We start from the raw sequence: 13,440 nt of genomic DNA on the forward strand, positions 1-13,440 counted from the left end.
GAAGTATCCTAGAAAGACCCTCGAAGGGCAAGTGAAATCGGGGGGATTGGGGTGTCTTTAAGACCTAGGATTTTGGAATTCGTTCCCTGTTTTAAAGTAAATTTTTTCCAATAAAACCGGGTTCGTAATTGAGTTTGCCTTAGTCAAAATTTCGGCCTTTTGGAACTCTAATTCTTGCGAAATCATGGAATGACGACAAACAACTGTGAGTTTTTTACCATCAATTGATTTTGGGAAACTTTGTTTTCCAAAATACTCCCCTACGATCTCATTCCAACGAAGGCGTATGGTTTTCAGAATCTGGTCCCGAAAGACAGATTCCCTGTCCATACCGAGTTTTTCTAAACTTTGAAAGAGTTCTGAGAGTTCGACTTTTTTCATTTCTCTAAAAAAACCTTCACTTTGCCGGCTTCGACTTGGTAGATTTCTTTATCAAGTGTTAGGTTTCCAACATATTCATTGATACCTTCTAAATCTGTGGTGGTAAAAAATGCCTGTCCACATTCAGAAATCAAATTTACAAAGTATTCTCTTCTTTTGACATCTAACTCCCGAATGATATCGTCAATGAGTAAAACCGGAGCTTCCCCTGTTGTGTCACGAATCATTTGAAAACATGCGGTTTTGAGAGCGATAACAGCACTTCGTTTTTGCCCTTGGGATCCAAACCCACTTAAATCTTTCTCATCAAATCCAATCGGAAGTTGGTCTCTATGATTTCCACAACTGGTATAACCAATAGCCCTATCCTTTCTAAGATTATCGATAAGTTTTTGTTTGTGTTCTTCCTTAGAAGATATATTTGGTTTATAAGTTAAAAAGAAAGGGTCTTTTCCTGAACTTAGTTGCTGTAAATTTTTATGAAAATATCCCGCAAGAGTTTCAATGGTTTTGGTTCTGATTTCTCGAATTTCTGCATCGTGGTTTACGATCGGTTCATCCCAAATTCCAATTTCACGATCTGTAGAGTTTTCTTTTTTTAAAGCGGCGTTACGTTGTTTGATCAATCTTTCATATTCAATGAGTTGTTTTAAATAATAACGATTGGTGGAAGAAATAAAAGCATCTAAAAACCGTCTTCTTTCAACGTTCCCATCTTCAATGATCAGAATGTCAGGTGGACTCATCACAATGGATCGAAAGTATCCTACATAGTCAGAGATTTTTTTAAACTCTTCTCCGTTAACTTTTAGTTTCTTTCTTTTGGAGTAAGAATGTTCAATTCCATATTCAAATAAATAATCATTTTCTTCTGATTCAAATTCAGCACGAATGAATGTATCTTTTGTGTCCCAACGAAGGAGTTGATTTTGATCCGATTCACGAAAACTTTTTAAATAGGATAATAGGGAAATAGATTCGAGAAGGTTTGTCTTACCTTCTCCATTGTTACCAATAAAAAAGATAAGACGTGATCGAAATGTAAGTGCTGTTTCTTCGTGATTACGAAAATTCTTTATGTAAATTTTCTTTAGAAACATTAAAGTTTCATTGGCATAATGACAGAAACAAAGTCACTATCAGATGGATCCTTAAATAAAACTGGTGCACTAGAAGTTGTGAATTCCAAAATTACTTCAGGATCATCCACAGCTTTTACCACATCGCTCAAATAATCCCCTTTAAAAGCAATGGTGATTGGTTCTCCACTGTATTCAATTGGCATATTGTGATCAAACATCATCGTACCTGGATTAGAAGAGCTGATATTGACATTTCCTTTTGTAAAAGCCAAACGAATTTGTTTTGAAGGTTCTTCTGCAGAAATGAGAGCTTGTTTTAAGAAAGTTAAAAAGTCAGCCTTTACCACACGAACTGATTCGGATGTTTGTTTTGGAATGACTTGTTCATAATCAGGAAAGTTTCCATCAATGAGTTTAAAAAGAAGCTCAACGTTTCCAGAAGAAACATAAATTTGTTCTTCTACAAAACCAATTTTAGCAGTTTCTTTTCCTTCCATCATCTTAAGCATTTCACGAACTGCTTTGTGAGGAATGATCACACCATTTTTAAAAGGAAATTGTTTTGGAAACTTACGAACAATTTTAGAAAGTCTACGTCCATCAGTTCCCACTACAATTAAATCTGTATTGTCTGGTTTTAAAAATAGACCGTTGAATACAAAACGAGTTTCTTCAATCGCCATTGCATAAGAGGTTTTACGAAACATCTCACGAATGGTTTGGCAAGGGAATTCAACAACGCTTGCTTCATCTACTTTCGGAATCGTTTTGATATCTTCAGAATCAATCCCATTCACTTTAAACTTAGTGTCCATCTTTCCTGATGCATCCGTAATGGTGGTCTCAGAATTTTCCGCTTGGTCAGTCGTAGTCAGCAGACTTGTATCAAAGTTTAAATTTTTAAAAATACTCGAAAGTTGTTTTGCCGGAAGGGAAGCAGTCCCTTTTTCTCCAATGGTGGATGGAACAGAAGTTTTGATAGCGATCTCTAAATCTGTTGCAGAAAGATAAACTTCATTGTCACCGGTTTGGATTTTCAAATTGGAGAGTGCCGATTTAATTTCTCGAACAGAGATGACTCCATCCACTGAGTTGATTGCTTTTAGGAATTCTGTAGTATTGACAGTGAATTTCATTTTTCCTCTTCTTCTTATTTATATTATATATCTTTATATATATTATGTCGTTTCCGTTGGTTCTGTCAGTATGTCGATAAAGCCTGGAAACATCAATTTTTATTGAATTATGTCAGGTTTTTTCCTTTTTGCAACTGTCAATATTTATGTCACTTTGAACAGGGGTCTGAAAATTTTAGGAACAATAAGTCGAGACTATGTCCTATCAACAGTTTATAGACAGGTAGTTTGAGAGTTTTTGACAGGTTATTGAAAACTTATCTTGTGTTTGATGGTGTGGAATAGATCTTCCCACTGGGATTCTGTTTTCATCCGCTCTTTGAATTTATCAATTCCATGGATGACAGTAGAATGTGTGGTCGAAAATATCCTTCCAATCTGCGCCTTAGGAACATGAAGGACATCGTGGAGGAGGAGCATACAAAGATGTCTCGGTGGAATAAAATCCGCTTTTCGGCTTTTTCCGAGTAAATCTTTGCGGGCGATATTCGTTCGTTCGCAGACAAGATCGATGACCATGTCTGGACTGAACCCGATTCTTTTTTTATTAGTAAGAAATCTGGCTTCTGCAATTTTCTGAATTTTTTCTTCCGTGAGTAAGAAGTATTCGTAGGCCTTTTTATAGAGAACCAAATCATTTACAATTCCAATCAGAGCCCTTGAATCTCCCTCTAAACGTTCCGCAAGCCAATGCAGGAGTTTGTCGCTCGCTGGAATATTAAACTCAGAAAAATTAACTCGCAAAAGTTCAATGCGAAGAGCTAAGTCATGGGATTTCACATCGGCTTGGAGACCATGCACAAATCGAGATTTTAGCCTTTCATGTAACGGAAGTTCGTAACTTGGTCTATCGGATGCGATCACAATCTGGCGTTTTCGATCATAAAGGAAATTGAATAGGGCGAAAAATTCCTCTTGGGTTTTTTCCGCACCTCCATTCAAAAACTGAATGTCGTCAAAGAGTAAAACATTATAAGATTGATAACGAATTTTAAAAGATTCGAGAGACTCTCTATTGTTTTGACGGACTGTAAAAATAAACTCATTCAAAAATGAGGTACTGTTTACGTACCGAACTGTCTTCCATGGATCCTTCTTTTTGATCTCATTTCCAATGGCATGTAAGAGATGAGTTTTTCCCACACCGACGGGACCAAAAATATAAAGAGGATTGTATTTACCCGGTTGTTCCGCGACACTTTTTGCGGCCGTATAAGCTATCCGATTGGAATCAGAAGTGATATAATTACTAAAAATAAACTCAGGGTTTAAGTCAGAGTCGGATTCATCAAATTTGGATTGGATGACTTCTTTTAAAATTTGAGTAGAGGATTCCGATTCTGCAAGGATGGATACTTTAAAACGATCACCTATGACTTGATAGACGGCATCCTCAATGAAACTAACATATTTGGTTTCCACATGGCGTTTGATTCCTGTGGACGGTGCAGTCAAATGCACCATTTGGTTTTCCGATTTTTCGAATCGAAGAGGTGCGATGAAATTAGAAAAGTACTTGGGAGGTATCTGTTTCGATATTTCTTCTAAAATTTCTTCCCAACGTCTTTCCAAGTTTCCCCGCCCTAAATGTGAAATCGGGTACTATACTTTTAGCAAGTAGGTAGAATTCAAATGAAAAATCCGAAAACGATCCAAACTACGAAAAATAGTCGACATCGATAAAAAAATTATGTCACCTGACTAACTCAGAAAATTTTTTGTATTAATTTATGTTAGGTGAAGTTAAATCTATCTATTATTTTTAAAAACGAGAATTTTAAGTCGACTCAACTCAGGTAGCTAGTCTTAAAAAAAGTTGTGATAAAAGAACATATTCAAGTGCAGGAATTTCATAATGGAGTTTCATTTTGAAATCAAGGATGGCTTCAATCCTTCCTACGTTTGCTTCAAAGTTTTTTTGTCTGTATTCATAGAGAAGCAACAAACAAATCATTTCTAAAAAGTCAATTCCTGTGAGGCCTTCTTTGTTGGATCGAAATTCTCCAAGTTGGTCTCTCACCCAATTTTCTAATTTAAATAACAAAATAGAATCGTGACAATGTTCTTTTACATTCTCATGCCACTCTTCTAAAAATTCATCAGAGATTTCAAAAGGATTGAGTGATCCACCATAATAAAGTTTAGCCTCGGTAATTTCATTCCTTCGAATTTTTTTGATTTCATCTTGAGGAAGATAGTTAAATGGAACACAAACCGAACGAGAAACAATGGTTGGTTTTAAATTTTTTAAATCATTTACAATCAGAATAAACTTTGTATGGGCAGGAGGTTCTTCTAAGGTTTTTAAGAGAGTGGTCTCTGCTTCGTTATTGATCCGGTTGGCTTCAGGAAAAAGAACAACGCGATATTCAGATGTATGTGGTTTGAAAGGAATCCGAGCAGACAACAACCAACGAATCGTAAAGTCTTCAGGATCTTTTTCTTTGCCAATGGCTATGTTTTTTCTTCTAGGAAATTGAATGAAGTCAGGATGAACTCCTTTCATAAACTGCCTGCAAGAATCACAAATCCCACAAGAGGTTCCTTCCAAACAAAGAAGTTGTCTTGCAAATCTTTCAGCAGCAGTCCACTTCCCCACTCCATCAGGTCCATAAAAAATAATGGATCCAGGAATTCGTGACCTATCTTTTAAAAAAGATTTTATGTAAGTCAGTGCAACGTCTTGGCCTGACACTTGGTCGAATGAAAACAAAGCATCAGCCATTTTCGTTTAGTATACCGGAGTTAACCAATTCATATAGTTGGGTTGTTCGCCACGAACTGTTTCAAAAAAGATTGATTGGATTTTTTTTGTGATGGGACCAATGTTTCCATTTCCAATCACACGCCGGTCTACCTCTTTCACCCAAGCAACTTGTACACCGGTGCCTGAAAAAAATAATTCATCAGCAATATAAAGTTCCGAACGAGCAATGTCTCTTTCCACAACTTGGTAACCTAAGTCTTTTGCAATTTGAATGATGCTTCGACGAGTGATTCCTTCTAAGATGGAAGAAGGAATTGTGGGTGTATGAATCACTCCATCCCGAACGATAAAAAGATTTTCTGCAGAACCTTCTGAAACAAATCCTCTTGCATCCAAAAAGATGGCTTCATCCATTCCATTTTGAACGGCTTCTGATTTTGCAAGAGCTGAGTTCACATACCCACCGCTCACTTTAGAAAGTGTTGGGATTTGGTTATCTGAAAATCTTTGCCAAGAAGAGACCATCGTTGTGAGACCATTTTGAGTATCGAGGTAATCATCAAGCTTCAACGCATAGATTGTGATGTCTGCATTTACGTCATGGAATCTGGGAGAAAGTTGGAGGGCCGAAGTATAAATAAAAGGTCTTAGGTAAACATTTTGTTTTACTTCGTTTTTTCGAAGGAGATCCAGAATGATGGATTGGATTTCTTCCGGTGTGATTTTGATTTGGAGTTGCATGATCTTTGTGGAGTTCACAAGTCGTTTGCAATGTTCGGGTAATCGGAAGACATAAAGATTTTTTTTAGCTTCGTTGTAGTATCCACGAATTCCGCCGAAGACGGCGGTACCGTATTGTAAGGCATGAGTTTGGACACTGACTTTCGCGTCTTCGGAAGGAACAATCTTTCCTTCAAAGTATGTATAAGGGAATGAATTCTGAGCCATTGAGATTCCTATCACTCCAATCTTCTGAAGTTTCAAAATTAGAAAATGAATTTTATCTTTTTTTCTCTCGAAGCATAGGCCGATGATTTTGATATCGTTCTAAGGAGTAGATTTAAACATCTGACTCCCTCTCATTTTTATAAGAACTGAAACTTTAGAAGACATAATATGAATCCATCTTTTTATCCTAACCAATTTGATTGTATTGTTGTCGGTGCAGGTCACGCCGGAACCGAGGCTGCTTATATCTCTGCGAAAGCTGGACTCAAAACTCTCCTCATCACAATGAACTTAGATACCATCGGACAGATGAGTTGTAATCCTGCGATTGGTGGAATTGCCAAAGGACATATGGTTCGTGAAGTGGATGCACTCGGTGGACTTATGGGTCGGGTGATTGACCAAACGGGAATTCAATTTAAGATGTTAAACACATCCAAGGGTCCTTCTGTCTGGGCTCCTCGTGCGCAAGCGGAGAAAAAACAATATCAACTCATGGTCAAACACCAGTTGGAGAAATTACAATCGCTCTCTATCAGACAAGATACAGTTGAGGATTTAATTGTAGAAGGAAACCAAGTGACTGGTGTGATCACTGGTCGCGGTTTTACTTTTTATACAAAGCATGTGATCTTAACCACAGGAACATTTTTATCGAGTGTGATTCATATTGGAACTTACCAAAAAGAATCTGGTCGGATTGGAGAGCCAACGACCAAAGGACTTTCTCATACACTTGCTCGTTTTGAATTACGTCTTGGTAGACTCAAAACAGGAACTCCTGCTCGTGTTCACAAAAACTCTATCAACTTTGAAGGACTGGATGTGCAAGATGGGGATGAGAACCCTCGTCCCTTTTCATTCTCCACTCCGAAGATTGATCGCAAACAAATTCCTTGTTACATCACTTACACCAACGACACCACACATGAACTGATCAAACAAAACTTGGAATACTCACCGATGTATTCCGGCCAAATCAAAAGTATTGGCCCAAGGTATTGCCCTTCTATTGAAGACAAAGTAGTTCGTTTTGCCGAACGTGATCGCCACCAAATCTTTATCGAACCGGAAGGTTATGAAACCAACGAGATGTATCTAAATGGTGTCTCCACAAGTTTACCAGAAGAAGTACAATGGAAGTTTCTTCGTAGCATCAAAGGTTTAGAAGAAGTGGAACTCATGCGTCCAGGTTATGCCATTGAATATGATTTTGTCGATCCGACGGAACTGAATCCAACACTGGAAACAAAAAAAGTCAAAGGTCTTTACCACGCAGGACAAATCAACGGCACTACAGGTTATGAAGAAGCGGCGGCACAAGGACTCGTTGCGGCATACAATGTGATTCGTTCTGTTCGGAAAGAAGAACCCATTCTTTTCAAACGAAGTGAATCTTACATTGGAGTTCTTGTAGATGATTTGGTTTATAAAGGTGTGGAAGATCCCTACCGAATGTTTACGAGTCGTGCGGAGTATCGCCTACTCCTTCGCCAAGACAACGCCGACCAAAGACTGATGCAATATGGATATGAGATGGGACTTGTGGACGAATCTCTTTATCTAGACATGAAAGATCGTTACGCTCGAATCGAAAAAATCAAAACACAGATGTTTGTGACTCCGATGAAACCAACGGAAGAACTCACAAAAGTTTTAGAAGAAAAGAAGATCGAAAATTATAAATTCGGCCACAACGTAGCTTCGTTTTTAAAGCGTTCGGATATCAAAATAAAAGATCTCGAACCGATTGTTTCTGACTTAGAAACTTTGAACGAAGATGAAAAGGCGGTTCTCGAAATGGAAATTAAATATGAAGGGTATTTAAAACGAGAATTGGAAACCATCGAATACCGTAAGAAGTTTTTAAACTTTCAAATTCCATCGGACTTTGATTACACAAGTGTAAAGGGATTGAAGACAGAAGCAATTGTGAAGTTGGAAAAACATAGACCTTTAAATTTAGAAAATGCTCTTCATATCTCTGGAGTGGATCCATCGGATGTAGATTTACTTCTCTATCATTTGGTAGATAGAAGATAGATCAAAGAACAAGAACTTCCTTCCTTAAATAAAAAAGCCAAGAAGGATCACCCTTCTTGGTTTCTGCCATTCATCTAAGGCATCAGGCCATTTGAAATTCAGAATGAGAGCATCAACTTTAGATTCTCAGATCCATCCTGATGGGTGCCTGTGATTTAGTCCTATTCGTAGACTAGTACGTGGGTCTTTTCGAGGATCCAGTTGTCGCCTTGTTTCACGTGAAACGAATGGGATTCTAAACTGCCATCCGCTTTGTATTTGAGTTTATGAACGCGACGATTCTCTCCTTGAAAGAACTCTCTTTCTACGAGATTTCCTTTTGCATCAAACTTGAAATGAATTTCCCCAAGTCCTTTTTTCTTGTCATCAGTTAGATATTGGATCTGAACATTTGGACGTTTGGGATCGATTTGAAATCGAAAGGATTCATTGTCCTTAGTCTCTATGTTTTTTCCTTCAGCGGCGAAGACATTTCCTTCTCCATCACTCTCGATGGAGTAGACAATGAGAAGTCTTCCTTCTCCATCTTTTATGTTCATTTTTTTCAGAGCACGGCCTTTGAATTGAAAGTCCTTTCTCTCAACAAGATGACCACCGTTGTCATAAACTTCTTCGCTCGATAACAAACCATCGGTATAACGAAAGGTTGTTTTTCCGTCGCCTTTGCCTTCTTTATCAGAATAAGTTTCTGTGATCAATTTTCCATCAGCATTGTATTCGTATTCTGCGACATAAACAACCTGCCCTTCTCCATTGCGGACGATTTCTTTGTTCGGAACTTTTTTAACTTTTTTGAACAAGTATGCATCTTTGTGGGACCACTTGCCCGGAGTGTAACCTAAAATAGGAAAGGAAAGGATGATTAAAAAACTAATGATTCGAATCATGGAAAAGAGTTCTCCTACTGGAGACATCGGCGAATTCATTTAAAACGATAACGAGATTATGTCAGAAAAAACGATCCAAGAAGAAATCCAATCGATCATACCCGATCTATTTCCCACCCTTGAACCAGAATTTGATTGGGAACTAGTGAAGAACTTTTATGAATTTCTCAAACGAGATAATGAGAAAGGAGGATTCTTTTCTCGGAATGATTCAGAGAAAATACTCGAAAGACATATTCTGGAATCATTAATCTTTGTTTGGAAATTGAAAAGCACAGGATATGTTTCACGTGAAACAAATGTGGCCGACGTAGGAACTGGACCAGGCCTTCCCGGTTTTCTTTTTGCCCTTTTGAAAAAACCACCGCATGTTTTTCTTGTAGATTCTCAAAAACGAAAACTCGCACTCTTAGAAACTGAAATAGAAAGTGGAAGTCTTTCTAAAATCAAGAAGCGAGTTGATTTTGTCTATGCACGTACTGAAGAGATCAGTTCTAATTTTGATGTTGTGACATCCAGGGCAATGGTCCCCTACCCATACATCGCGGAAGTGACTGCTCGAATGGTAAAACAAAAAGGAATCTTATGTCCCTTTCTTGCACAACCCTATCAAGATTTGGAAAAGGAAACGGAGGTTCTCACGAACAATGGTTTCTTGATGAAAAAAGAAATTCCCATTCCCGAATTAGAGTTTGTGGGAAAGAGACATATCAAAATACTGCAAAAGAATTCCCTTCCTAAAAAGGGATACCCCCGCGATTGGAAAGAAATCGTAAAGGAGACTAAAAGCAAGAATGGGTAAAATCGTTTCTATCAGTAACCAAAAAGGTGGAGTCGGCAAAACGACCACGGCGATTAACTTGGCATCCAATCTTGTTGATTTAGGAAAGAAGGTTCTTCTCCTTGATATTGATCCACAAGGAAACTCAGGTTCAGGTCTTGGGTTAGAAGTGCAGTCTTTAAATAAAACTACTTATGAAGTTTTGATTGGAGAACTCTCTGCAAGAGAAGCAGTTCAAAAAACTTTCGTAAACAATTTGGATATCATTCCTTCCAACATCAACCTTTCTGGATTGGAAGTGGACTTTCTCGGAATGGAAAGAAAGGAATTCAAATTGAAAGATGCATTGGCATCTGTCAAAGAATCGTATGATTATATTTTAATCGATTGTCCCCCTTCTCTCGGTGTTCTTACTATTAACGCTCTTTGTGCTTCACAGTCAGTGATGATCACTTTGCAAACGGAATACTTTGCTCTTGAGGGACTCTCACAACTTATGAGAATTATTTCTCTCGTGCAGTCGCAATGGAATCCTTCCCTCGCACTCGAAGGAGTACTTCTCACCATGTATGATAAACGAACCAACTTAGCGAACCAAGTAGCAGAGGATGTTCGTAACTATTTCAAAGAAAAAGTTTATGAAACTGTCATTCCAAGAAATGTAAAATTATCCGAAGCACCTTCCTTTGGAAAACCAATCAACTACTATGACCCAGATGGTGTGGGTGCAAAAAGTTATAAAAGTTTAGCGGAAGAAATTGTAGGGAAGGCATAAGGTTATGGCACTCGGCAAAGGTAAAGTTTTAGGAAGAGGACTTGGGAATTTAATTCCAGTCAATGAAAACAATGTTGAGATTTCTAAAGACGAACTTAGTGGTCTTCGGGAAATCAAAGTCACAGAAATTTTACCAAACCCACACCAACCCAGAAAACAATTTTCTGATGCCTCCATCCAAGAGTTGTCCAACACGATAGTAGAACATGGAGTGATCCAACCCATCGTCGTACAAAAAAATCCGTCAGGATCTGGCTTTCTTTTAGTGGCAGGAGAAAGAAGACTTCGCGCTTGTAAACTTGCTGGCTTCGCAAAAATACCTGCGATTGTACGCGATCTATCCGAAGCAGATATGATGGAACTGGCTCTCATTGAAAACATCCAAAGAGAAAATCTAAATCCAATGGATGAGGCTCTCGCTTACCAAGCAATTATCGACAAACGAGGGTTAAAGGTTACAGACCTTGCCACTCGTGTAGGAAAAAACAGAGCCACCATTTCGAATTTGATTCGACTTTTGGCTCTTCCCAAACCATTACAAGATTGGGTGAAGGAAGGAAAACTTTCAGAAGGGCAAGCTCGTCCCCTTCTCTCTATTCCCGATTCAAAAAAACAATTTGAGGTCGGTCAAAAAGTAATCAGTGAAGGTTGGAATGTTCGGGAAGTAGAAAACTATGTTTCGAATCTTTTGAACCCTGATAAAAAATCAAAAACCTCCTCTGCAGTTGGTCCTGATAAACGTGATGCAAGTATTGTAAAATTAGAAACGAAACTCAGAAACAAATACAGTTCCAAAGTGGAAGTTGCCCACAATGAAACCAATGGGAAAGGCAAAATTGTTTTTTCTTACGCCAACTTAAATGATATGGAAAGAATTTTAGAGCAGCTCGGTGTGAAATTGTAATTTTGCCAACCTTTCATACAATTCACTTTTTTTAATGAGTTCGTCATGGGTTCCGACGGACTCAATCTCTCCTTCTTTAATCACTACAATCTGATCTGACTTCACCACTGTGGAAAGTCTATGTGCAATCATGATAGTGGTTCTTTCTTTCATTAAAAAATCCAAAGCGTGCTTAATCATTTGTTCCGATTCCGAATCGAGAGCGGAAGTGGCTTCATCCAATAAAAGAATTCGTGGATTACGAAGGATGGCTCTAGCAATGGCGATCCTTTGTTTTTGCCCACCGGAAAGTCTTGTACCTAAGTGACCTAAATCAGTTTCATACCCATCAGGAAGATGATTTAAAAATTCAGTTACGTAGGCACTCTTAGCAGCCTTTTCTATTTCTGCGAAACTTGCATTTGGTTTTCCGTATGCTATGTTTTCGCGTAAGGTTCCACTGAAGAGGATAGGTTGTTGGGGAACAAAACCAATAAGAGATCGTAAATCTTTCAGGCTTAAGTTTTTGAGATCTGCATCTCCAATGAGAATGCGACCTTTAGTCGGATCGTAGAATCTAAGAATGAGTTCAAAGAGAGTACTCTTTCCCCCACCTGAAGGGCCAACCAGAGCGGTGGTCTGATTGGCAGGGATTTCTAAGTTGATTCCTTTGATGGCCTGTTTGTCTAACCTGGATGGATATGAAAAATATAAATTCTCTAAATTGATTTTTAAACCGTTACGATTGGAAGAACCATTGAGGTAATGGTTTCCATCATTTATGTGCAGAACGCTAGAAAGTAATATTGGTTTTTCAGGATCCTTAATTTCAGATTCCGACAATAAAAGTTCCATGAGTCGTTCTGTAGCACCGGCCGCCCTTTGTAAATCACCGAGGACTTCCGAAACAGCACCAACACTATTGGCAACCATGATAGCATAAAAAGAAAATGCGATGAGTTCCCCACCGGTGATCTTTCCTTCTAAAACATCGGTTCCACCAATCCATAACATCACACTGATTCCCGTAAGTATGAAGAGGATGACCGCTCCAATGAGAAGTGCTCTTTGTTTGATACGAAGAACGGAAATATCGAAAGCCGCTTCGACGGTTTGGCTGAATTTTTGAATGTCCTCTTCTTGATGGTGGAAAGACTGAAGGATTTTTATATTGAGAAGGGCTTCGCTTACATAAGATCCGATATTTGCAATTTTATCCTGAGTGGTGCGAGATAGATTTCTCACTTTTTTTCCATAAAACAAAATGGGGAATACAATGAAGGGAACACTAAGTAGGACAATCATTGTAAGTTTTGCATTGGTAATAAAAAGAAAAATAATCCCACCTACGAACATCAAAACATTTCGAAGGGCAATGGAAGCAGAAGAACCAATTACCGTTTGAATGAGAGTAGTATCTGTTGTGATTCTTGATTGGATTTCACCTGGAGAATTCGTTTCAAAAAAGCTGGGATGGATGAAGATGATATGTTTGAATACATCCCTTCGAATGTCTGATGCCACCCTTTCCCCAATCCAAGAAACTGAATAATGGCGGATATAAGTTCCGATTGCGAGAAGGATCCCAACTAAAATAATAAATACGAGTGCATAACCTAATTCTTGTTTGGACCTAGCAGAAAAACCCGCATCGACCAAATGGCGTAGGCCCTGCCCGAGACCTAAGGTGACGCCTGCGGTGAAAAGTAAGGCAAGGGAAGAAACTGCCATTTGGAATCTGTAGGGCTTTAAATAAGAAAAAGTTTTAGAAAGAACACGAAGGTTTTTCGATTTCGGGCGGTCGGGAGTTTGCAAAG

The 13,440-nt window shown here is 38.4% G+C and carries 12 protein-coding genes; 4 read left to right on the top strand and 8 right to left on the bottom strand.

From position 1 onward, the window contains the following. Positions 1-57: 57 nt before the first annotated feature. From CH361_RS00605 to CH361_RS00630, 6 genes are all read right to left on the bottom strand, one after another. On the bottom strand, positions 58-381 hold the full coding sequence (locus CH361_RS00605; protein WP_100788898.1) for a DciA family protein: 324 nt from the start codon (positions 379-381) through the stop codon (positions 58-60). Further along, positions 378-1,481: a DNA replication/repair protein RecF gene (gene recF, locus CH361_RS00610; protein ID WP_100788899.1), complete on the bottom strand. Its 1,104-nt coding sequence runs from the start codon at positions 1,479-1,481 to the stop codon at positions 378-380. Before recF ends, CH361_RS00605 begins: the two co-directional genes overlap by 4 nt. Continuing rightward, positions 1,481-2,599, bottom strand: coding sequence for a DNA polymerase III subunit beta (dnaN, locus tag CH361_RS00615; protein WP_100788900.1), 1,119 nt, complete (start codon positions 2,597-2,599; stop codon positions 1,481-1,483). Before dnaN ends, recF begins: the two co-directional genes overlap by 1 nt. Before the next feature lie 246 nt (positions 2,600-2,845). After that, positions 2,846-4,171, bottom strand: coding sequence for a chromosomal replication initiator protein DnaA (gene dnaA / locus CH361_RS00620; protein ID WP_100788901.1), 1,326 nt, complete (start codon positions 4,169-4,171; stop codon positions 2,846-2,848). A 220-nt stretch (positions 4,172-4,391) separates the two neighbouring features. Continuing rightward, positions 4,392-5,324 carry a DNA polymerase III subunit delta' gene (locus tag CH361_RS00625; RefSeq protein ID WP_100788902.1) on the bottom strand — a complete coding sequence of 311 codons (933 nt, stop codon included), beginning with the start codon at positions 5,322-5,324 and terminating at the stop codon, positions 4,392-4,394. Positions 5,325-5,330: 6 nt separating this feature from the next. Further along, on the bottom strand, positions 5,331-6,254 hold the full coding sequence (locus tag CH361_RS00630; protein WP_100788903.1) for a branched-chain amino acid transaminase: 924 nt from the start codon (positions 6,252-6,254) through the stop codon (positions 5,331-5,333). A 168-nt stretch (positions 6,255-6,422) separates the two neighbouring features. On the opposite strand from CH361_RS00630, the gene mnmG reads away from it, so the two are divergent. After that, positions 6,423-8,297 carry a tRNA uridine-5-carboxymethylaminomethyl(34) synthesis enzyme MnmG gene (gene mnmG / locus CH361_RS00635; RefSeq protein ID WP_100788904.1) on the top strand — a complete coding sequence of 625 codons (1,875 nt, stop codon included), beginning with the start codon at positions 6,423-6,425 and terminating at the stop codon, positions 8,295-8,297. A 161-nt stretch (positions 8,298-8,458) separates the two neighbouring features. On the opposite strand, the gene CH361_RS00640 is transcribed toward mnmG, so the two are convergent. Then, positions 8,459-9,184: a hypothetical protein gene (locus CH361_RS00640; protein WP_100789400.1), complete on the bottom strand. Its 726-nt coding sequence runs from the start codon at positions 9,182-9,184 to the stop codon at positions 8,459-8,461. Between the two features lie 58 nt (positions 9,185-9,242). Between CH361_RS00640 and CH361_RS00645 the strand changes: the two genes are divergently transcribed. From CH361_RS00645 to CH361_RS00655, 3 genes are read left to right on the top strand one after another with little or no spacing between them, the layout of a single operon-like run. Next, the gene (locus tag CH361_RS00645; RefSeq protein WP_100788905.1) at positions 9,243-9,986 is read left to right on the top strand and encodes an RsmG family class I SAM-dependent methyltransferase; all 744 of its coding nucleotides are present in this window, start codon (positions 9,243-9,245) and stop codon (positions 9,984-9,986) included. After that, on the top strand, positions 9,979-10,740 hold the full coding sequence (locus CH361_RS00650; RefSeq protein ID WP_100788906.1) for a ParA family protein: 762 nt from the start codon (positions 9,979-9,981) through the stop codon (positions 10,738-10,740). The genes CH361_RS00645 and CH361_RS00650 overlap by 8 nt, the downstream gene beginning before the upstream one ends. Before the next feature lie 4 nt (positions 10,741-10,744). Beyond that, positions 10,745-11,644: a ParB/RepB/Spo0J family partition protein gene (locus CH361_RS00655; protein WP_100788907.1), complete on the top strand. Its 900-nt coding sequence runs from the start codon at positions 10,745-10,747 to the stop codon at positions 11,642-11,644. Here the strand turns inward: CH361_RS00655 and CH361_RS00660 are convergent. Continuing rightward, a complete protein-coding gene (locus CH361_RS00660; RefSeq protein ID WP_100788908.1) occupies positions 11,618-13,438 on the bottom strand; it encodes an ABC transporter transmembrane domain-containing protein in 1,821 nt (606 codons plus the stop codon). The genes CH361_RS00655 and CH361_RS00660 overlap by 27 nt on opposite strands. Between the last annotated feature and the right edge of the window lie 2 nt (positions 13,439-13,440).

The organism is Leptospira brenneri (assembly GCF_002812125.1).
In the GTDB taxonomy this organism is placed as follows: Bacteria; Spirochaetota; Leptospiria; order Leptospirales; family Leptospiraceae; genus Leptospira_A; species Leptospira_A brenneri.

Excerpts from the sequence above, each read along its gene's own strand:
- mnmG (WP_100788904.1), top strand. The coding sequence starts at position 6,423 with ATGAATCCATCTTTTTATCCTAACCAATTTGATTGTATTGTTGTCGGT.
- CH361_RS00645 (WP_100788905.1), top strand. The coding sequence starts at position 9,243 with ATGTCAGAAAAAACGATCCAAGAAGAAATCCAATCGATCATACCCGAT.
- dnaN (WP_100788900.1), bottom strand. The coding sequence starts at position 2,599 with ATGAAATTCACTGTCAATACTACAGAATTCCTAAAAGCAATCAACTCA.
- CH361_RS00655 (WP_100788907.1), top strand. The coding sequence starts at position 10,745 with ATGGCACTCGGCAAAGGTAAAGTTTTAGGAAGAGGACTTGGGAATTTA.
- recF (WP_100788899.1), bottom strand. The coding sequence starts at position 1,481 with ATGTTTCTAAAGAAAATTTACATAAAGAATTTTCGTAATCACGAAGAA.
- CH361_RS00605 (WP_100788898.1), bottom strand. The coding sequence starts at position 381 with ATGAAAAAAGTCGAACTCTCAGAACTCTTTCAAAGTTTAGAAAAACTC.
- CH361_RS00640 (WP_100789400.1), bottom strand. The coding sequence starts at position 9,184 with ATGATTCGAATCATTAGTTTTTTAATCATCCTTTCCTTTCCTATTTTA.
- CH361_RS00630 (WP_100788903.1), bottom strand. The coding sequence starts at position 6,254 with ATGGCTCAGAATTCATTCCCTTATACATACTTTGAAGGAAAGATTGTT.
- CH361_RS00625 (WP_100788902.1), bottom strand. The coding sequence starts at position 5,324 with ATGGCTGATGCTTTGTTTTCATTCGACCAAGTGTCAGGCCAAGACGTT.
- CH361_RS00650 (WP_100788906.1), top strand. The coding sequence starts at position 9,979 with ATGGGTAAAATCGTTTCTATCAGTAACCAAAAAGGTGGAGTCGGCAAA.